We start from the raw sequence: 18,240 nt of genomic DNA on the forward strand, positions 1-18,240 counted from the left end.
ACTGCCGTGCCTGGTGCGACACAGCGTTCGACGTACCACTCGACGCAACGCACGGCACCCCCGACTGCTTCCCGGGGTGCTCGGCCCTGACGTCCGCGCCCCGTCGGCCGCGGCCCGGGGTCACCGGACGGCCGACGCCCGGGTCACGGTACGCAGTCGCGGCAGCACGCTGTCCGCGCCAAATCGGCCGGAGGGCGCGTGGATTCGCGCCTCGCCCGGCCCGTACGGGGGCCCGCTGACCCGGGTGGACCCCGGGGGCGTAACAGGAAGGATAAGGGTGCGGAGGGCCTCCGGATGACCGGGGGCGGTGCCTCTCCGGTCACACTGCCGGCGCCGCGGGGCCGGTCCTGGGTCACCCGCGGAGGTGAGACCCTGGAGGGATGAAGAGCGCGGACACCGAATTCGTCGGCGGCCCCCTGGACGGGCGGATCCTCCCCATCCCGCTGGGGCCGATGTTCGGCGTACCCAAGAAGTACAAGGTGCCGGTCCCCGCGCACGAGGGAGTGCCCGCGCGCACACTGGTGTACGTCCGGAGCAAGCAGGTTCGGGGCCTGAGCTGGTCCTGGCGCTACGAGTACGACGAGGCGGCCTCCGGCTGACGGCCGCCTCCTCCCGCTCCCCCGGAGGTCGGCATGGCGAGGACGGTTCGGCACCGGCGGAGCCACTCCCGGGCGGTCGCCCACCACAACCGGCAGGTCGCCGGGGTGACGGCGGTGCTGCTCGCGGCGGTCTGCGTCTACACGGTGGTGATCGGCCCGGACGCCTGGCTCTGGTTCGGCTGGGCGATGCTGCTGCTGGTGTGCGTGGCGCTGTTCGCGATCCGCCCGTGAGCACCGCCCAGCCGCTACGGTGGCGGGCATGGCCGCAGAACGAGACCTTGCGACGCTGCTGCGCGGGATGAGCCCGCAGCTCAACCCGGGGCGGTACGTCTACTGCACGCTCCCCGCCCGGGTGCCCGCCGGCATGCGGCCGGTGGTCACCGTCGCCGAGCCCGAAGGGGTGACGGTGGTGGTCGCCCAGGAGGAGGCGGACGCGCTCGGGCTGCGCTACGAGTACGTGGCGGCCTGGATCACCCTGCGGATCCACTCGGCCCTGGAGGCCGTGGGCCTGACCGCCGCCGTCTCCGGCCGGCTCGCCGAGGAGGGCATCAGCTGCAACGTGGTGGCCGGTTTCCACCACGACCACCTGTTCGTCGCCGCCGACGACGCCGACCGGGCCGTCCGGGCCCTGGAGGAGCTCGCCGCGCGCTCTGTCTGACGACGCCGAGTGGCCGTCTCCCCTGAAGCCTCCAAGACTGGAGGTGACCGCGCGGCCACCCTCGGCCGCCGGCCCCACCGGAAGGAGACGGCCGTCATGGCCATCTGCGTCACCTGCGGCAACGACTACTGGCTGGCCTTCGAGATCAAGACGGTCACCGGCGACACCTACACCTTCGACAGCTTCGAGTGCGCGATGGAGAAGCTCGCCCCGCGCTGCGAGCACTGCAACGTCCGCATCGTCGGCCATGGCGTCGAAGTGGCGGGCATGTTCTTCTGCTGCGCCAACTGCGCCCGCGTCAACAGCGAACTCGGCAAACAGATCCGCGACGCCGTCGGCGCCCACCCCGCGTAGCGCGGCCCACCCCGCCTGACCGGCGGAGGGGAAAGGGGGGCGGAAGAGTCGGCCTGTACGCCGGGAGGGTCTCGCACAGCACGGGCACGGCGCGGAGGTGGAAGAGTGGGGAGGCGGTGGCGTGGAAGGTCCAGGCCGGGACGATGACCTCGTCACCGGGCTTGATCCGCGCGGCCCAGTAGGTGGCGTGCAGGGCAGCGGTGCCGGAGCTGGTGGTGACCGCGTGCCGAACGCCGAAGTAGTCCTGCAGGCCGTCCTCCAGCTCGGCGACGATGCCGGACCGGCCGGGGATGGAGATTGCCTCCTCCAGCTGGGCGGCGACCTTGGCGCGAGTGGTGTCATCGATCGGCGGCCAGGCGAAGTGTGGCCCGCAACATTGACGGCGGGCTCGCCGCCGAGCAGGGCAAGGGTGCTGGTCACAGCATCTCCTTCGGATCGATGTAGCGCCCCGCTGCCTTGGACCGGTAGCAGGAGGCGATGAAGGCGGCGTGCGCGAGGTGCTGCTTCGGGCCGGAGGTATTAGGCCGCTCGCCATCCAGGACCCGGCAGAAGTAGTCGATCTGCGCGGTCGCTGCCGAGGCGGGCGCGTGCGGTCGGGTCAGCTCCTCCACCACGGCGCCGTGCAGGTCGAGCCGCTGGACCTGGCCCTTGGCCAGCAGCACCGAGCCGCGGGTGCCGACCACGTGCAGGCGCTCGGTCTTCGGGGCCACCCACCTGGACAGCAGCACCGAGCCGTACAGGTCTGTGTCGTAACCGAGCTGGATGACGGCCGTGTCCTCCGCGTCGTACCCGCCACCGGGGACGGCGGCGGTGGAGAACTCGGCGATGACCCGGCTGGGCAAGCCGAAGGACCACAGCAGCAGGCCGATGAGGTGGTAGCCCATGTCGATGATGCAGCCACCGCCGGCCTGCCGGATGTCCCCGCGCCAGCCGGCGCCGGGGTCGTCGGTGTGGAAGGTGTACTGGCCATCGATCAGGAACGGGACGCCGATCTGGTCCAGCAGTCCGGCGACACTCGCGTGGATCGGGTTGAAGCGCCGCTGGAGGGGTGACCATCAGCTCGACCTGCCCGTCCTGGCAGATCTGGGCGAGATCCCGGGCCTCCCACACGGATGTGGCGAACGGCTTCTCCTTGAGGACGTGGACGCCCCGGGCGGCGCACTCCTGGACGACCTCGCGGCCGGCGTGGTGCGGGACGGCGACAACCGCGAAGTCCGGGGCCACGGCGTCCAGCAGCTCACCGGCGCGGGTGAATCCCGGGACCTGGAGCTGTTCCTGCCGCTGCCGCAAGGTGTCGGGGTTGCTGTCGCAGATCGCGATGAGCTCGGCCCTCGGCCCTCGCCGTCACGAACCAATCGCTCGACCTCGCGACCCGGATCGGCGCCGTACGGTGCGTCACCCTGGTGCGCGAGCTCGCTCCGGCGTTCAAGCCCTACCGTCAGGTCGACGGTGTCGCCGACCTCATGGACCGCCTCAAGGCGAGCTGACGTTACGGGTTCAAAGCCGACACCTTCAATCCCGAAACATGACTTGCCCAATGAATACAGGTGTAGTTGCACCCAAGGTTGATCTCCCAACTGGCCCGCGGATAGCCCCAGGCGGAGGACTGGCGGCCCAGCAGGAAGTCACTTGCAGGAGGCGGCTGACACCTGGTTCGGCTACCCCGAACAGAAGCATCACATGCACCTGTCGCAGGCATACATGCTGGTGGGTGACACGGGCAGCGCCTACCAGGCACAGGAGGAGGCCCTGGCGCTCACGGACTCTCCGTCGGTAACGGCGCGCGCCCTGCCGGCAGTGGACACCGCCAAGTGCCTGCGCGTCGACGGCGACCCGACCGGTGCGGCCGAGATGGCGCCCGGGGTGTGGGAGCGGCTGCCGGCCGCCTACCGTGAGGGCCTGATCCGATCCCGCACCGAGACGCTGCATCGCCAGCTCACCGGTCGACCGCACGCGCTGCTCGGGGAGGCGCGACCGTTCTCACCGCCACACGATCGCCACCGCACACCCGGAAACAGGCTGCAGCAGGCACGAAGAGTCAGCAAGCAATTACAGATCTTCGAGACATGACAAGGCCCCTGATCTGCGAAGTTGCAGATCAGGGGCCTTCCCTCAGCTAGGCGACGGAAGAGTCGGCCTGTACGCGTAGAACAGGGCCGTGGCTTCATGGATCTCCAGGACGGCAGCTGCGAAGTCCTCGGGACCGCCGCCCCACGGGTCGGTGATGCCCGAACCGAGGATTCGCCCGCGAGCGCCGTTTCGTCGTCGACCGCGACCAGGTCGTCAGCCCACCTGAGCAGCCGCTCGTCCAGGAACCGGCCCCGGTGGCCGGTCAGGTCGTAGCCGAAGGCGGAAGCGGCCTCGATCATCAGCGGGTGCGCAGGCTTGCCCACGTGCCAGTCACGGGTGCCCGCCGAGCGCACGTCCAGTGCGCCCCCGGACCGCTCCGCGATGATCAGGGCTGCGATCGGGGAACGGCAGTGGTTCCCCTTGCAGACCACCAGGACCCGCCTGCGCCTACTCACCGGGGTTCACTCGCTCGATCTCGAACGTGATCACGCCGAGGGCTTCCTTCTCCGGCGGGAAGATCGCGTGGATCGCCCGCAACTGCTCGGCTTCGGTCGCGTGCGGGTTGACCGCCTTCACGTCCTCGGTGCCGAACATCTCCTTGAAGGTCCTGTAGGTGCCGATGCGGGTCACCTTGGTCAGGCACTCCTCACCACGGCAGGTGAAGTTGAGCAGGTCCCCGACCCTGATCCGCTTCATCGAGGCGTAGGCGACCCGGACTTCGACGGTCTTGGAGCCGTCGGCGATCAGGTCGAAGTACTGCTTGTAGATCTGGATGTTGCGGGGACGGCCATGCGCCTGGGATTGGTTCCTGGCAGGCTGGCGGGTGGTCATCAGGGCTTCCAATGCGGTTGTGGTGTAGGACCGGAAGAAGTGCCTCGGGCTGCTGAGCATGAGCTCACCAGCGCCCGTGAGCGCTTCGACGTAGTCCGCTTGTGTGCCGGGCCAGGCGGCCGGGTCGAGCAGCCATTCCGCGGTGCTGCCTTCCGTCGCGTCTCCGGCGTCGGCAGAGGCGCGCAGGAGGCTCTTGGAGAGCTTTCCGCCGTCGTTGCCGAGGATCTGGGGGGTGAAGACGCGCAGCGGCACGGGAGCGGCCGGCGCCCCGATCGCGACGTGGGCGCCATCCACCAGTTGGCAGCCGTACGCCCAGTCGCCGCCCTTCACCATCACGTGCAACGTGCCGTCGTCGGGGCGGTAGGAGCGTTCCTTGACCACGTTGCGGTACAGGGTGGAGAGGTCCAGGTACCCGCCGCCGAACGGCGTGATGTCGGCTTCGTAGCGGCCGTGCTCGTGGCACATCGCTTCGAACAGTGCCCCGGAGTCGTCCAACTCCAACAGTCGCGTGTGGTCGGCGTACTTCTGGGCCCACCCGCACACCGGACACGGCAACCGGATGTGCGCCGTCCCGCTGGCCGGAGCCAGCCAGAACCGGATCTGGTCCAGGAACTCCAGCGTGCGCAGGAACTCGGCCCGGAACTCCGGGCCCGCCTGCTGCTCCGTGTAGGTGCCGACCCGGTACTCCACGCCCGTGCGGCTGGTCATCGCGTCCAGGAGAGGGGCGTAGTACTCGGCCACCAGGGCACGGATGCCGTGGTCACCAAGCTGGCGGTGGTAGGTGAGCTGGTACATCCGGCCGCCATCGGTGATGGTCTCCGCCGGAGCGTTGTCCAGCGCCACGAAGTCCACGGCCGTATCGACCCCGAACTCATCGCGGGCCCGCTCGGCGACCAGGAACGACAGGCTCTGTACCAGGTGCGTGCCGATGTGCGGACGCCCGTTGAGCTGCGTCCCCACAGTGAACTCGATCCGCTCCGTCCCGGCCTCCAGCAAGCGGGGACGGAGCACGTCCAGGGCATCGTCAACGGCGTTGGCCAGCACGGTGTTCGGTGACCTGAGAAGGTCGATGGTGTTCAAGTGGTGCCTCCGCTCTGCTCATGAACCGGTTGACGGCCGGCTCAGTGCTGGTGTCGGTGGCGCATGCGCTCGGCATGCAGGGCCCTGAACCGCTCCACAGCGGTGCTCACGGGGTCCGGCGCTTCCGGGGCGTCGGGCGGCTCGGCGGGCGTCGAGGACTCTCCCTCTTCGGTCGGCGCGGGAAGGGCGACCTCGTCACTCACCGGCGCTCCCGGTGCGACACCCGGGGCACCCGCACCCCGGCGGCAACGAGTACCGCACCGGCCGGGACTCCGACTGCGCCACCCGGTACTCGTTCAGGATCGCGGCCATCTTCTGCGGGCTGGCCCGTTCCCTACTCCGTTGTGAACCAGCGGACTTTACGGCAGCGGGCATGCCCGGCTCCTCCTTCGCCGACGCGTGGGGGCGTGTGGGGTAGACCGTACGAACCTCGGCCAGTGGCACTCAACGAAGTTGCTCATAGTTGCTGGAACCCGCCTGAGGGAGCTTCTGTGCCGTCGAACGCTTGACCTGGGAGTGGTCGTGGGGCGAAGGTCGGAGGTGACATGCGGCCGGATCGCGGGGGGAGCAACATGCGGCAACACAGCAGCGATGGCGATGACTTGACCGCTACTTTCTTCTGCACGGACCCCAACTCTCAGGGCGGCGTCGAGTGCGAGACGTTCTATGAGACCGACCGTGACTCATGGATCGTGCAACTCAAGAGGCGCGGGCCGAAAGTTCGAGACCAGCTCGTCGCCCTTGCCGATGACGAGACGTTCGGGGAGATGTCCGGGCGGACCATGGATGTGTTCGTTCGGAAGTACGTCAGGGAGCGTTATGGAATTGATCTCGGCGGCACGCCGAATTGAGCTGCTGTTCGGAGAGCCCGCCCAAGAGGTCCGGAAGCTTGAGCTGCGGGACTTCTACGAGGTGGACCGACCGTTGTTCGAGGCATGGCGCTCAGTTGACCGTGGGACGGTCGAGGAGACGATGCGCGGGCATCGGGCGTTCCTGACCGGGAAGGCCGCTGCCGGCTTCCCGTACCGGCGTGTCCGGGTCGTCTCCGAGCCCCTCTCGGACTACCAGCGGATGGCGGTCGAGCTGGCCGACCCCACGGAACGTCTTCGGTGGCTTCCCCGCCGTCTCGTGTCGGCGCTGCCCTTGCCGGGGAACGACTGCCTGATCCGGGATGACCTGGTGGTCTTCAACCTCATCGGGGGAGACAACCAGCAGACCGACATCCAGCTCTCAACCGATCCGGACGTGATCCGGTTCTGTAACGAGACGTTCGAGCGGGCTTGGTCGCTCGGCGTCCCCAATGGTGAGTACAAGCCGTAGCGACATGTCTGACCAGGAACCATCCGAGTCCGCAAGGCGCGCTTTCGGGACTCAGCTCAAGGAACTCCGCCGGGATGCCCATCTCTCGGGTGTCGAACTCGCACAGCGCTGCGGTTGGCACAAGACCAAGGTGTCGAAGATCGAGCACGGGACGCAAATCCCCACCGAGGAAGACATCCGAAGATGGGCCACGGCCTGTGCTGTCGAGGGACAGACTCCCGAGCTCATCGCGATGAGTCGTGAGATCGAGCAGATGTGGACCGACTACAAGCGGTGGCACCGACCGGGGATGAAGCGTCTCCAGTTCCAAGCCATGGACTTGTACGCGAAGACCAAGCTGCTCCGGGTGTACGAGTCGCTGTTCGTCCCCGGCTTTCTACAGACGGTCGAGTACGCCAAGGCACAGTTCACCATCCATGCCAAGCTGCACGGCCTGCCGTTGGATGACGTGGAGGAAGCGGCACAGAACCGCATGGCCCGGAAACGGTTCCTCGGTACCGGGGCACCGATATTCTCGTTTCTCCTGGAAGCCTCGGCGCTAACTAACAATACGGGTGGCGCTGAGGTGATGAACGAGCAACTTGATCACCTCCTGGAAGTGTCCAGGCTCCCGTACGTGTCCATCGGGATCATCCCGCAAGGTCGGCCACGGTCGCTCTACCCCGGTGAGGGCTTCTACCTGTTCGATGAGAGCTTGCTCAAGCAAGAGTTCTGGTCAGGGGCGTTCCAGACGGCCAGGCCCGAGAACATCTCGTACTTCGTCCGCGTGTTCGCCGCCCTGCGGGACCAGGCCGTGTTCGGCGCTGCGGCCCGGAGCGAGATCGAAGCGGCCCGTGGCCGCCTTCAAGGGGCCTGAGGAGCGGTGATCAGCCGACGACGCCGCCACACCATCGCCACAGAGCGCCGAGAAACGGCCCCAAATGGGCAGAACCACCCTGGATTGACAACCCGGGGTGACCAAAAGAGGGAGGCCCCCTGACCTGCTGTTTTGCAGGTCAGGGGGCCTCCCTCAAGCTAGGCGACGGAAGAGTCGACCTATACGCCGGGTTCTGTCACCCGGGTTGCTTGCGCGGCCCGGGGAGACGGTCATCCATCTAGGGCTGCCGTTGCCGACAGCCTCGTGCGGTCTACCCGCGAGCTCGGGCGAGCAGCCCTCGAACACTCGCGCACGGTGCCCGAGGGCACCGATCTTGACCTTGCTCCAGGTGGGGTTTACCTAGCCGGCCGGGTCACCCCGGTCGCTGGTGGTCTCTTACACCACCGTTTCACCCTTACCCACCACGTCAAGCGGTGGGCGGTCTGTTTTCTGTGGCACTGTCCCGCGGGTCACCCCGGGTGGGCGTTACCCACCACCCTGCTCTGTGGAGCCCGGACGTTCCTCGGCGGGTCTGGGACCCGTCGCGACCGCCCGGCCGGCTCTTCCGCCGTAGTGGTCATGGTAGCCGCTCGGGCGGGGCCTCCCGTACACCGGACCGGGCGGCCGGCACCTCGGCGCCGAACCGGGCGGCCACCCGGGCGGCCGTGGCGCTCGCCCAGGCGGTGGTGGTGGCCAGGCCCAGGAGCAGGACGGCGCCGCCGAGGCCGACCAGGATCCACCAGCCGGCGTGGCTGGCCGGGGCGAAGCCGGTCGCGACCGGGCCGACCACGGCCGAGGTGACGACCGTACCGATCACCGCCACGCCCAGCGACTGGCCGACCTGACGGCTGGTCGAGGCCACCGCGGCCGCCACCCCCGCCTGGGCGCGCGGCATGCCGGAGACGGCGGTGTTGGTGATCGGCGCGTTGACCATGCCGAAGCCGAAGCCGAACAGCGCGTACGCGGCCAGCAGCAGCGCCGGCGGGGAGTCGGCGGCGAGCCGGGTGAGCAGCACCCCGCTCGCGGCGATGCCGAGGCCGGCCGCCACCAGCGGCACGCGCGGGCCCCGGCTGCCGACGATCCGCCCGGACAGCGGCGCGCAGACCAGCATCATCCCGGCCATCGGCAGCGTCCACAGGCCGGCCCGCACCGGGCTGTAGTGCCGGACGTCCTGGAGGTAGAGGGTGCTCAGGAAGAGGAAGCCGCCGAGCGCGGCGAAGGCGCAGACGGCGGTGGCGGCGGCGCCGGTGAACGGCGCGCTGGCGAAGAACCGCGGGTCCACCAGCGGTTCGGCCACCCGCCGCTCCCAGAGCGGGAAGGCGATCAGGGCGGCCACCGCGGTCGCGGCCAGGGCGAGGATCAGCGGGGAGGTCCAGCCGTTGCCGGGGCCCTCGATGATCGCGGCGGTGCCGCAGCCGAGCAGCACGATCATCAGCAGCTGCCCCACCGGGTCCAGTCGGCGCGACCGGGGCGCGCGGGACTCCGGGACGTAGCGGACGGTCAGCACTATGGCGGCGATCGCCACGGGGACGTTGATCAGGAAGATCGACGGCCAGCCGGCGCCGTCCACCAGGAAGCCGCCGAGCAGCGGGCCGAGCGCCATCGAGAGGCCGACCACGCCGCCCCAGACGCCGATCGCCCGGGCCCGTTCCTTCGGGTCGGTGAAGGTGTTGGTGATGATCGACATCGCCACCGGGTTGAGCATCGAGCCGCCCACCGCCTGGAGCGCCCGGAACACCACCAGCCATCCCAGGCTCGGCGCCAGGCTGCACAGCAGCGAGCCGAGCGCGAAGCAGGCCAGGCCGGTCAGGAACACCCGGCGGCGGCCGAAGCGGTCGGCCACCGAGCCGAACAGCATCAGCAGCGAGGCCAGCACCAGGGTGTAGGCGTCGATGATCCACTGGAGCCCGGACGCCGGGGCGTCCAGGTCCCGCTGGATCACCGGCAGGGCGACGTTCACCACGGTGTTGTCGAGGCCGACGATGAACAGGCTCAGGCAGCAGATCGCCAGGATGAGCAGTCGGCGGCGCGGTCCGGGAAGGGACGACGGGGCATCGGGCACGCCCCGATCCTCCCACCCCCACGCGGTCCAGGAGGCTTGAACGGACCGTCCGGGTGGCCGGCCGGGGTGGGCGTAAGGGCTCGTACGGGGGGAGGGGACGGGCGGGTGTGGAGGGAGTCGGGCGGTGGGTGACGCGGCGAAGGCGGCCGGGCCGTGGTGGCGGCCGGGCCGGGGGTGTTCGGGCGGGTGAGCGAGCACTCGGAGCGGCTCCGGCGGCGGAACGTCCGGTACTACTCGCCCCTGTGCGTGGCGCCGGGAGCCGGAGCGGCCGCAGTAGGGTGGCGGGGTTCGTCCGAGCGGGGTCCGTCCGCCGCCGACTGTTGAGGAGTTCCGCTGTGCTGGTGCTGTTGCCGCCGTCCGAGGGCAAGGCCGGGTCCGGGGAGGGCGCGCCGCTGGCGCTGGACCGGCTGTCGCTGCCCGGACTGACGGCGGCGCGCGGCGCGGTGCTGGACGCGCTGGTGGGCCTGTGCCGGGGCGACGAGGACACCGCCGCCGAGGTGCTCGGCCTCTCCCCCGGGCTGCGCGGCGAGATCGCCAAGAACGCCGGGCTGCCGACGGCGGGCGCGCGCCCGGCGGGCGAGGTGTACACCGGGGTGCTGTTCGACAACCTCGGCCTGGCCACCCTGGACGCCGCCGCGTACGACCGGGCCGAGCGTGCGCTGCTGGTCTTCTCCGGACTCTGGGGCGCCGTACGGATCTCCGACCGGATCCCGTCCTACCGCTGCTCGATGGGCGTGAAGCTCCCCGAGGTGGGGGCGCTCGGGGCGTACTGGCGGAGCGCGATGGCGCCCGTGCTGCCGGAGGTCGCGGACGGGCTGGTGCTGGACCTGCGCAGCTCCGCGTACGCGGCGGCCTGGAAGCCGGTCGGCGAGGTGGCCTCCCGGACCGCGACCGTCCGGGTGCTCCAGGAGCGCAACGGCAAGCGCAGCGTGGTCAGCCACTTCAACAAGGCGACCAAGGGCCGGATCGTCCGGGACCTGCTGGTCGCCGGGGCCGAGCCGAAGACCCCCGGCGAGCTGATGGACACGCTGCTGGAGCTGGGCCACCGGGTCGAGCCGGCGGCGGAGGGCACCGCGCGCAAGCCGTGGCAGCTGGACGTGGTGGTCACCGAGGTGCACTGACCCCGCGCCCGCGCGGGTCAGCGCAGGTGCGAGGTGTCGTTGAGCAGCCGCAGCGAGGCGTTGCCGTCCGCGTAGTACTGGACGGCGCAGATCGAGGCGGCGGACAGCTCCATCCGGTACATCGAGTCCGGCGGGGCGCCGAGCGCCAGCCGGACCAGGGTCTTGATCGGGCTGACGTGCGAGACCACCAGCACGGTCTTGCCCGCGTACCGGGCGAGGATCTTGTCCCGGGCGACGCCGGCCCGGTGGGTCAGCGTGGTGAAGCTCTCGCCGCCACCGGTCGGCTTGGCCTTGGCGGAGCCGAGCCAGGCGGTCAGGTCCTCCGGGTGGCGCTCCCGCACCTCGGCGAAGGTCAGGCCCTCCCAGGCGCCGAAGTCGACCTCGCGCAGCCCGTCCTCGTAGCGGACCTCCAGGCCGAGCCGGGCGGCGACGGTCTCCGCGGTCTGCCGGGTGCGGCGCATCGGGGAGGCGACGACGGCCTGGACGCTGCCGCGCGCGGCGAGCGCCTCGGCGGCCCGTTCGGCCTGCCAGCGGCCCTTGTCGGAGAGCTCGGGGTCGCTGCCGCCGCTGCCGGAGAAGCGCTTCTCCGGGGTGAGCGGGGTCTCGCCGTGGCGCAGCAGGACGAAGGTGGTGGGGGTGCCGAGGTCGGCGGGGGCGGCCCAGCCGGCCTTGGGGGCGGCGGTCTCCAGCGGCGGTTCCTCGGGGGCGGGGGCGCAAGCGCGGGGCTCCCACTGGCGCCCGGCCTTGCCCGCGTCCATCGCCTCGTTGGCCAGCCGGTCGGCGTCCTTGTTCCGCTCGCGCGGGATCCAGGTGTACTCGACCCGGCCGCGCGGGAAGACGGCGCGCGCCTCGGCGGCGAGCGGCTGCATGTCGGGGTGCTTGATCTTCCAGCGCCCGGACATCTGCTCGACGACCAGCTTGGAGTCCATCCGGACGTCCACCGAGGCGTCCGGGTCCAGCTCGCGGGCCGTCTTCAGTCCGGCGATCAGACCCTTGTACTCGGCCACGTTGTTGGTGGCGTGGCCGATGAACTCGGCGGCCTCGGCGATGATCTGCCCGGTGTCCCCGTCGCGGACCACCGCGCCGTAGCCGGCCGGCCCCGGGTTGCCCCGGGACCCGCCGTCGGCTTCGACGATGAAGCGCGCCGCCACCGGCTCAGGCGCCCGAGTCGGCGGTGCGGACCAGGATCCGCGAGCAGTTCTCGCAACGGACGACCTTGTCGGCCGGCTCGGCCTTGATGGCGTTCAGCTCGGTGATCGAGAACTCGGTGCGGCAGCCCTCGCAGCGGCGCTGGTAGAGGCGGGCCGCGCCGACGCCGCCCTGGGTCTCGCGCAGCTTGGTGTAGACCTTCAGCAGGTCGGCCGGGATGACGGCGGCGACGGCCTCGCGGTCGCGCTTGACCTTGTCGGCCTCGGCGTCGATCTCGGCGAAGGAGGCGTCGCGGCGGCCCTCGGCCTCCTTGAGCACGACGGTGGAGTGCTCCAGGCGGGCGGACAGCTCCTCGACCCGGGTGGTGGCGCTCTCCTGGCGCTCCATGATCTCCAGCACGACCTCTTCCAGGTCGGCCTGGCGCTTGGCCAGCGAGCCGATCTCGTGCTGGAGGTTCTCCAGGTCCTTCGGCGAGGTGATCGCGCCGGAGTCCAGGCGCTGCTGGTTGCGGTCGGCACGGGTGCGGACCTGCTCGACGTCCTGCTCGGCCTTGGTCAGCTCGCGGGCGGTGTCGCTCTTCTGGGCCTCGGCGGCGACGACGAGGTCCTTGAGCGCGGTGTGGTCGGCGGTGGCCTTGTCGATCTCGGCGTGCTCGGGCAGGCTCCGGCGCCGGTGGGCCAGCTGGTCGAGCTTCGAGTCGATGGCCTGGAGGTCGAGCAGGCGGATCTGGTCGGCGGGCGCGGCGTTCAAGCGGAGAGCTCCTGTGAATCGGGTCAGGCGGTGAAGGACATGGGGGCGTGCGCGGTCCACGGGTCGGTGACCCGGTGGGAGACCTTGGTCTCCACGGCCCAGCCGCGCTGGTCGGCGGCGGCCAGCAGGGCCCGCTCGGCCAGGGTGAGCCAGGGCCACTCGGTGGCCCAGTGGGCGGCGTCGAGCAGCGCGACGGGCGCCGCCTCGGTGGCCTCGGAGGCCGGGTGGTGGCGCAGGTCGGCGGTCAGGTAGGCGTCCACGCCGGCCGCCCGGACGTCGGCGAAGAAGCTGTCGCCCGAGCCGCCGCACACCGCGACCCGGCTGATCGGCCGGTCCGGGTCGCCGGAGACGCGGACGCCGGCGGCGGTGGCGGGCAGGCCCTTCGCCACCTGCGCGGCGAAGGCCGCGAGGGTCAGCGGGGGCTCCAGCAGGCCGATCCGGCCGGTGCCGCGGCGGCCCCGCGGGTCGGTGGGGTCCGGTACCAGCGGGCCGGTGACCCGCAGGCCGACCGCCTCGGCGAGCGCGTCCGAGACGCCCGGGTCGGCGTGGTCGGCGTTGGTGTGGGCGACGTGCAGGGCGATGCCGTTGGTGATCAGCGTGTGCACCACCCGGCCCTTGAAGCCGGTGGCGGCGACGCTGGTGGTGCCGCGCAGGTAGAGGGGGTGGTGGGTGACCACGAGGTCGGCGCCCCACTCCACGGCCTCGTCGACGACCGCCTGGACGGGGTCGACGGCGAACAGCACGCGGTTGACCTCGGCCTGAGGGTCTCCGCAGACCAGGCCGACGGCGTCCCAGGACTCCGCCCACTGCGGCGGGTAGACCTCTTCGAGCGCGGTGATGACGTCGGACAGTTTCGGCACCTGTCGAGACTACCGTGCGCACGGGGGCGGTCGGGCCTCGGCCGTTCGGCGGGCGGCCGGTGATCTCCGTCGGCCGCCGCTCGGACGTGGTCGGGACACCGTTCGGACGCGGGTGTCGCGGACGTACAGGTGCACGTCAACGTGAGCCGGTGGGCGTGCGGCGGCCCCCGCGCGCTCCGTACGCGCCCACGCGCCGGGCACCTGCTACTCACAGCGGGGTTCTCGCATGAATTCGAAACCACCCTCTGATCACCCTTACGAGTGAAGTGACCGGTTCCGTGTTGAGCCGCCGGTTTTCTCGAAACTAACTTCACTCCTGCGAACGGGAGTTGCCCCCACCATCCGGCCGAGGCCGGGCGGGCACGCCGATCGAGAGGCCTCGTCCTCATCACCCCTGGAGGAGCAGCCACCGGGGCGGCAACAGACGAAGGGATGTGAGGCGCATGGGGTCGGACACATCGCTGCGCGCTGTTGCGGGCGAGGCACCCTCGGGGCGCGAACCGGATGCGGCCGGTCGGCGCCCCGAGACGACGCGGGCGGCACCGGCCCACTCCGGGGGCTTGGGAGGCCGCGGTGATTGGGAGGTCACCGTCGGTTGCCCCTGGCGCACGGCCGGGCCGTCCGCGTCCTCACCGAAACAGGACCCCCTCGAACCGGCGCAGGAACGAATCGCCAGACAGCGGATCACCAGACGCCAGGCGGCCGGGGTGAGCGGAGCGTGAACGTGGCCACCCGGACCGCGACCCAGGCCCTGCGCCGACAGAACTTCACCTTCGCCGCCGACGGCAGCCACGCCGCCTGCCTGGCCTCCTGCGCCGACAGCGGCTGGTACGTGGAGAGTTGGCGGCTGCCACAGGACGGCACTCCGGCCGCCCCGACCGCGCTGCCACTGCCCGGCAACCGCCCGGAGAGCCCGCGCTCACAGCTGCTCCCCCTGCCGGACGGCTCGGTGCTGGCCTGTCGGCACGACGGCGAACGGCACGACCTGGTCCGCCTCTCCTACGGTGAACTCGCCACCGTGGAGCAGCCGCTGGGCTCACTACGACTGGCCGGACTGCGCCTGCTGCCGCTCCCCGCGGCGACAGGCGCCGACCCGCGGACGCCGGTGGCGGTCGCCCTCGGCAGCGACACCCGCCCGGCGACCACCGCCTGGTTGGTACGGACGGACGGCAGCGAGCCCGAGCGGGTCGCCGAGATCCCCGGCCTGCACGGCGGCGGCACCTGGCTGGACCACACCGGCACGCTGCTCGCGCTGGACCGGGTGAACGCGGGCCTGGTCCGCAGCGTGGTGCTCGACCTGCGCACCGGCCGCACCACCCCGCTGCTGGAGATCGGCCCGCAGAGCAACGACCGGCTGGTGCTGTTCGACCCGGACAGCCGCTTCGCCATGGTGCGCAGCGACGCGCCCGGCACCGACCGGCTCGGCTGGGGCGTCCTCGGCACCGGCGAGCCGCTGCGGTTCCCGGAGTGCCTGCACGTCGCGGGCATGCTGCTGCGGCCGGTCGCGCTGCGCACGGCGGCGGACGGCCCCCGGGTCGCGGTGCAGATCGACCACGGCGCGGGCTCCGCGCTCGCGCTGTGGCGGCCGTCGGCCGGGCGCCTCGACCCGCTGCCGGTGCCGCCCGGGCGGCTCGGCGCGGTCGGGCACTGGGGCGGGGCGGGGCTGCGGCTGCCGTACTCCTCACCCGACCACCCGGCGGCGCTGGCCACCCTGGACGTGGACGCGCTGCTGGCGCACGGCCCGCTCCCGGCCGTCTCGGGACCGGCCCCGCTGCCGCTGCAACTCGCGCCGCTGGCCTCGGGGTTGCCCGGCCCCTGGCGGGACACCGTGCTGCCCTGGCAGCCCGGCGGGGTGCGCCCCGTCCGCACCGAGCCGGCCGGCTGGCGGCTCGACGGCAGCACCCCGCCCGCGGACGGCGGCCGCTGGCAGTCCGCGCAGAGCCTCGAACTGGCGGGCCCGGCAGGCCCGTTGGAGGCCGTGGTGTACGGCGGGGACGCCTGGCTGAGCAGCCCGCACCTGGTGCTGGCGCTGCACGGAGGCCCGGCGGACGCCTGGCGGCTGGAGTTCGACCCGGCGTTGCAGCGGATGGCCGCCGAGGGCCTGGCGGTGGTCGCGCCGAACCAGCGCGGCTCCACCGGCTACGGCGTGGCGCACGCGCTGGCCATCCGGGGCGCCTGGGGCGGGCCCGATCTGGAGGACGTGCTGTACCTGTTGGAGGGCATCGCCGGGCAGCGCGCCGCGCTGGGCCTGGAGCCGCCGGCCCTGTTCGGGGTCAGCTACGGCGCGTTCCTGGCCCTGCTCGCGGCCGCGCACGCGCCGGTCGAGCAGGTCTCCCGCTGCGCGGTGGTCGCGCCGTTCCTGTCCGGCGCCCGACTGCTGGCCGAAGCGGCGCCCCCCGTACGGGCGTTGGCCACCCGGCTGGGCGGCGACGAGCCGATCGCCGACGCCCGCGGACCGCGCGACCTGATGCAGCTGGCGCACCGGCTGGGCGCGCCGCTGCTGATGGTGCACGGCAGCCGGGACGAGGTCGTGCCGGTGAGCCAGTCCCGCACGCTGCGGCACGAGTTGCTGCGGATCGGCCGGATCGAGGGCGAGGACTTCCGGTACGTGGAGGCGACCGGTTCCGGGCACGAGGTGCTCGCCGACGAGGGCGCCGCCGTGCTGCACGAACTGCTGGCCGCGTTCCTGCGGACCGGGCGGCCGGGCTGATCGGGCCGATCGGGCCGTCCGGGCCGTCCGGGCCTGTCGGCGGGACGCTAGGCGATCCGGGTGAACTCGCCGCGCTCGGGCGTCGAACGCGGGCCGACGGCCGGCTCGATTCGGCACCCCGGACCAGCCCGGGACTCGCGTCAGGATCTCGATAGGATCTCGCCCGTCCCGGCCGTTATGGTGGCCGGGCACGGGCCGCGATCACCGGCTGCGGGCGCGTACCGAGCGCCCGATCGGGGACCCGACCGCGCGCCACCCGCGCCGGCCGGGCGCCGATGACCTGCACCCCCTCCGCACGGAAGACGAATCTCATGTCCGACACCCTCACCGACACCACCGGACCCGCGGTTACCGGGACCGACGCCGACGAGAAGACGGCCAAGGGCACCGCGGCGCACGGCCGTCACCGCGGTGGCTGCGCCGCCGACGACAGCCCGGAGTCCGACCCGCACGGCCGCCACCGCGCGGCCGGGGCACGGGGCTGACCGGCACCACCGCACCGGCACGACGGGCGAGGGCCCGTGGGAGGCGACAGTTCTCCCACGGGCCCTCGCCCGCGCTCAGCCCATCGTCACGATCGTCCGCAGCGCCTCCCCGCTGCGCATCTGCGCGAGGGCCTCGTTGACGTCCGCGAGACCCACCCGGTGGGTGACCATCCCGTCGAGGTCGATCCGCCCGGCCCGCCAGAGGTCCACGACCAGCCCGATGGTGCGCGCCACCGTCGCCCCGCCGTAGAGCGAGGGCAGCAGCCGCTTCTCGTTGAAGAACAGCTCGCCCATGGTGAACTGCGCGAGGTCGTCCTGCGCGCCCGCGCCGATGACCACCACCGCGCCGCCGCGCCGGGCCGCCTCGTAGCCCGCCCGGACGGTGGCCGCGCGGCCGACCGCCTCGAAGACGTAGTCGAAGCCGCCGCCGGGCAGCTTCTTGGCCGCCGCCTTCAGCTCCTCGGGCGCGAGTGCCTCGGTGGCGCCGAAGGCCAGGGCGCGTTCGCGGCGCGAGGCCACCGGGTCGACGACGGTGATCCGTCCGGCGCCGCAGACCCGGGCGCCCTGGACGGTGGCCACGCCGACCCCGCCCGCCCCGATCACCGCGACGGAGGCGCCGGGCTCGACCCGGGCGGTGTTCACCGCGGCGCCGATGCCCGTGGTCACCCCGCAGCCGATCAGCGCGGCGGCCTCGTACGGGAGGTCGGCGGGCACCTTGACGACGGCGCTCGCGGCGACCACCACCTCCTCCGCGAAGGCCCCGGTGCCGTAGAACCCGGAGGCGCTCAGCTCGCCCTCGGCGATCCGGAAGCCCGGGGCGCCGAGGCCGCGCAGGCTGGCGACGCACAGGTGGCCACGGTCGCTCCGGCAGTGGTCGCAGTGGCCGCAGGGGGCCATCCAGCAGAGCACCACCCGGTCGCCGGCGGCGAGGCCGGTGACGCCCTCGCCGACCTCCAGCACGTCGCCGGCGCCCTCGTGCCCGGGGACGAACGGCGCGGGCTGCGGCAGCACGCCGCTCATCGCGGAGAGGTCCGAGTGGCAGAGGCTGGCGGCGTGGATCCGGACCCGTACGGTGCCGGGGCCGAAGCCCACCGCCGTCACGTCCTCACGGACGTCGAGGGTCTCCTGACCGGTCTTGTGCAGGACGGCTGCGCGCATGGTGCTGCTCCCCGGGTGCCTGGTGTTCCTCGGATGGTGTGCCTCGGATCGGCGGTCGCGCCGATTCTGGCACGGGCGGCGCGGCGCGACTAGAACGCGTTCCACCCGGGACCGGGGGCGGCCGCGACCACTACCGTCGAGTAGGGTCCGTGCACGTCCGCCCACATCCTGCCCCGA

General features: G+C 72.0%; 19 protein-coding genes, 1 other RNA gene and 2 pseudogenes. 11 read left to right on the forward strand and 11 right to left on the reverse strand.

Going from position 1 to position 18,240, the window contains the following annotated elements:
• Window positions 1–380: 380 nt before the first annotated feature.
• The 4 genes from QWJ13_RS05740 (at window position 381) to QWJ13_RS05755 (ending at window position 1,611) form a co-directional block, all read left to right on the forward strand.
• Window positions 381–599 carry a DUF8847 domain-containing protein gene (locus QWJ13_RS05740; protein ID WP_316520934.1) on the forward strand — a complete coding sequence of 73 codons (219 nt, stop codon included), beginning with the start codon at window positions 381–383 and terminating at the stop codon, window positions 597–599.
• Window positions 600–632: 33 nt separating this feature from the next.
• The gene (locus tag QWJ13_RS05745) at window positions 633–830 is read left to right on the forward strand and encodes a hypothetical protein (protein ID WP_316520935.1); all 198 of its coding nucleotides are present in this window, start codon (window positions 633–635) and stop codon (window positions 828–830) included.
• 28 nt (window positions 831–858) lie between these two features.
• Complete coding sequence (locus tag QWJ13_RS05750; protein ID WP_316520936.1) at window positions 859–1,257, forward strand: ACT domain-containing protein; 399 nt, start codon at window positions 859–861, stop codon at window positions 1,255–1,257.
• A 96-nt stretch (window positions 1,258–1,353) separates the two neighbouring features.
• Complete coding sequence (locus QWJ13_RS05755) at window positions 1,354–1,611, forward strand: Prokaryotic metallothionein (protein ID WP_316520937.1); 258 nt, start codon at window positions 1,354–1,356, stop codon at window positions 1,609–1,611.
• Here QWJ13_RS05755 and QWJ13_RS05760 read toward each other — a convergent pair.
• The 3 genes and pseudogenes from QWJ13_RS05760 to QWJ13_RS34320 form a co-directional block, all read right to left on the reverse strand.
• Complete coding sequence (locus QWJ13_RS05760; protein ID WP_316520938.1) at window positions 1,556–2,146, reverse strand: aminotransferase class I/II-fold pyridoxal phosphate-dependent enzyme; 591 nt, start codon at window positions 2,144–2,146, stop codon at window positions 1,556–1,558. The two genes, QWJ13_RS05755 and QWJ13_RS05760, sit on opposite strands and share 56 nt — an antisense overlap.
• Entirely contained in the window at window positions 2,028–2,636 is a 609-nt protein-coding gene (locus tag QWJ13_RS05765; RefSeq protein ID WP_316521700.1) for a Gfo/Idh/MocA family protein, read from the reverse strand. The genes QWJ13_RS05760 and QWJ13_RS05765 overlap by 119 nt, the downstream gene beginning before the upstream one ends.
• A gap of 37 nt (window positions 2,637–2,673) precedes the next feature.
• A pseudogene (locus tag QWJ13_RS34320) lies at window positions 2,674–2,937 on the reverse strand (Gfo/Idh/MocA family protein); the annotation flags it as partial.
• Window positions 2,938–3,240: 303 nt separating this feature from the next.
• Between QWJ13_RS34320 and QWJ13_RS05770 the strand changes: the two are divergent.
• Complete coding sequence (locus QWJ13_RS05770; RefSeq protein ID WP_316521742.1) at window positions 3,241–3,681, forward strand: hypothetical protein; 441 nt, start codon at window positions 3,241–3,243, stop codon at window positions 3,679–3,681.
• A gap of 242 nt (window positions 3,682–3,923) precedes the next feature.
• On the opposite strand, the pseudogene QWJ13_RS05775 reads toward QWJ13_RS05770, so the two are convergent.
• A pseudogene (locus QWJ13_RS05775) lies at window positions 3,924–4,136 on the reverse strand (arsenate reductase/protein-tyrosine-phosphatase family protein); the annotation flags it as partial.
• Window positions 4,129–5,592, reverse strand: a complete 1,464-nt coding sequence (locus tag QWJ13_RS05780) for an ASCH domain-containing protein (RefSeq protein WP_316520939.1) — start codon at window positions 5,590–5,592, stop codon at window positions 4,129–4,131. The gene QWJ13_RS05780 and the pseudogene QWJ13_RS05775, both read right to left, overlap by 8 nt.
• 572 nt (window positions 5,593–6,164) lie before the next feature.
• Here QWJ13_RS05780 and QWJ13_RS05785 point away from each other — a divergent pair.
• From QWJ13_RS05785 to QWJ13_RS05795, 3 genes are read left to right on the forward strand one after another with little or no spacing between them, the layout of a single operon-like run.
• Window positions 6,165–6,443 carry a hypothetical protein gene (locus tag QWJ13_RS05785; protein WP_316520940.1) on the forward strand — a complete coding sequence of 93 codons (279 nt, stop codon included), beginning with the start codon at window positions 6,165–6,167 and terminating at the stop codon, window positions 6,441–6,443.
• On the forward strand, window positions 6,412–6,912 hold the full coding sequence (locus QWJ13_RS05790) for a DUF6879 family protein (protein WP_316520941.1): 501 nt from the start codon (window positions 6,412–6,414) through the stop codon (window positions 6,910–6,912). The genes QWJ13_RS05785 and QWJ13_RS05790 overlap by 32 nt, the downstream gene beginning before the upstream one ends.
• A 4-nt stretch (window positions 6,913–6,916) precedes the next feature.
• The gene (locus QWJ13_RS05795; RefSeq protein WP_316520942.1) at window positions 6,917–7,768 is read left to right on the forward strand and encodes a helix-turn-helix domain-containing protein; all 852 of its coding nucleotides are present in this window, start codon (window positions 6,917–6,919) and stop codon (window positions 7,766–7,768) included.
• A 166-nt stretch (window positions 7,769–7,934) separates the two neighbouring features.
• On the opposite strand, the gene rnpB is transcribed toward QWJ13_RS05795, so the two are convergent.
• Both rnpB and QWJ13_RS05805 read right to left on the reverse strand, forming a co-directional pair.
• Window positions 7,935–8,332, reverse strand: an RNA gene (rnpB, locus tag QWJ13_RS05800) — RNase P RNA component class A.
• Between the two features lie 13 nt (window positions 8,333–8,345).
• Window positions 8,346–9,830: an MFS transporter gene (locus QWJ13_RS05805; protein WP_316520943.1), complete on the reverse strand. Its 1,485-nt coding sequence runs from the start codon at window positions 9,828–9,830 to the stop codon at window positions 8,346–8,348.
• A 335-nt stretch (window positions 9,831–10,165) separates the two neighbouring features.
• On the opposite strand from QWJ13_RS05805, the gene yaaA reads away from it, so the two are divergent.
• Window positions 10,166–10,951: a peroxide stress protein YaaA gene (gene yaaA / locus QWJ13_RS05810; protein ID WP_316520944.1), complete on the forward strand. Its 786-nt coding sequence runs from the start codon at window positions 10,166–10,168 to the stop codon at window positions 10,949–10,951.
• Window positions 10,952–10,968: 17 nt separating this feature from the next.
• Here the strand turns inward: yaaA and QWJ13_RS05815 are convergent, their stop codons facing one another.
• Genes QWJ13_RS05815 through QWJ13_RS05825 form a run of 3 tightly spaced genes read right to left on the reverse strand, consistent with a single transcriptional unit; the run spans window position 10,969 to window position 13,710 of the window.
• Window positions 10,969–12,102 (reverse strand): bifunctional RNase H/acid phosphatase, encoded by a 1,134-nt coding sequence (locus tag QWJ13_RS05815; RefSeq protein WP_316520945.1) that lies wholly within the window; start codon window positions 12,100–12,102, stop codon window positions 10,969–10,971.
• A gap of 4 nt (window positions 12,103–12,106) precedes the next feature.
• Window positions 12,107–12,850 carry a zinc ribbon domain-containing protein gene (locus QWJ13_RS05820; protein WP_316520946.1) on the reverse strand — a complete coding sequence of 248 codons (744 nt, stop codon included), beginning with the start codon at window positions 12,848–12,850 and terminating at the stop codon, window positions 12,107–12,109.
• Between the two features lie 23 nt (window positions 12,851–12,873).
• Entirely contained in the window at window positions 12,874–13,710 is an 837-nt protein-coding gene (locus tag QWJ13_RS05825) for a Nif3-like dinuclear metal center hexameric protein (RefSeq protein WP_316520947.1), read from the reverse strand.
• A gap of 724 nt (window positions 13,711–14,434) precedes the next feature.
• Here QWJ13_RS05825 and QWJ13_RS05830 point away from each other — a divergent pair.
• Both QWJ13_RS05830 and QWJ13_RS05835 read left to right on the forward strand, forming a co-directional pair.
• Complete coding sequence (locus QWJ13_RS05830) at window positions 14,435–16,420, forward strand: alpha/beta hydrolase family protein (RefSeq protein ID WP_316520948.1); 1,986 nt, start codon at window positions 14,435–14,437, stop codon at window positions 16,418–16,420.
• A gap of 311 nt (window positions 16,421–16,731) precedes the next feature.
• Window positions 16,732–16,905 carry a hypothetical protein gene (locus QWJ13_RS05835; RefSeq protein ID WP_316520949.1) on the forward strand — a complete coding sequence of 58 codons (174 nt, stop codon included), beginning with the start codon at window positions 16,732–16,734 and terminating at the stop codon, window positions 16,903–16,905.
• 75 nt (window positions 16,906–16,980) lie between these two features.
• On the opposite strand, the gene QWJ13_RS05840 is transcribed toward QWJ13_RS05835, so the two are convergent.
• Complete coding sequence (locus QWJ13_RS05840) at window positions 16,981–18,063, reverse strand: alcohol dehydrogenase catalytic domain-containing protein (RefSeq protein WP_316520950.1); 1,083 nt, start codon at window positions 18,061–18,063, stop codon at window positions 16,981–16,983.
• Between the last annotated feature and the right edge of the window lie 177 nt (window positions 18,064–18,240).

Source organism: Kitasatospora brasiliensis, assembly GCF_032654805.1.
In the GTDB taxonomy this organism is placed as follows: domain Bacteria; phylum Actinomycetota; class Actinomycetes; order Streptomycetales; family Streptomycetaceae; genus Kitasatospora; species Kitasatospora brasiliensis.

Excerpts from the sequence above, each read along its gene's own strand:
- QWJ13_RS05740 (WP_316520934.1), top strand. The coding sequence starts at position 381 with ATGAAGAGCGCGGACACCGAATTCGTCGGCGGCCCCCTGGACGGGCGG.
- QWJ13_RS05745 (WP_316520935.1), top strand. The coding sequence starts at position 633 with ATGGCGAGGACGGTTCGGCACCGGCGGAGCCACTCCCGGGCGGTCGCC.
- QWJ13_RS05750 (WP_316520936.1), top strand. The coding sequence starts at position 859 with ATGGCCGCAGAACGAGACCTTGCGACGCTGCTGCGCGGGATGAGCCCG.
- QWJ13_RS05755 (WP_316520937.1), top strand. The coding sequence starts at position 1,354 with ATGGCCATCTGCGTCACCTGCGGCAACGACTACTGGCTGGCCTTCGAG.
- QWJ13_RS05760 (WP_316520938.1), bottom strand. The coding sequence starts at position 2,146 with ATGGCGAGCGGCCTAATACCTCCGGCCCGAAGCAGCACCTCGCGCACG.
- QWJ13_RS05785 (WP_316520940.1), top strand. The coding sequence starts at position 6,165 with ATGCGGCAACACAGCAGCGATGGCGATGACTTGACCGCTACTTTCTTC.
- QWJ13_RS05790 (WP_316520941.1), top strand. The coding sequence starts at position 6,412 with ATGGAATTGATCTCGGCGGCACGCCGAATTGAGCTGCTGTTCGGAGAG.
- QWJ13_RS05795 (WP_316520942.1), top strand. The coding sequence starts at position 6,917 with ATGTCTGACCAGGAACCATCCGAGTCCGCAAGGCGCGCTTTCGGGACT.
- QWJ13_RS05835 (WP_316520949.1), top strand. The coding sequence starts at position 16,732 with ATGTCCGACACCCTCACCGACACCACCGGACCCGCGGTTACCGGGACC.
- QWJ13_RS05840 (WP_316520950.1), bottom strand. The coding sequence starts at position 18,063 with ATGCGCGCAGCCGTCCTGCACAAGACCGGTCAGGAGACCCTCGACGTC.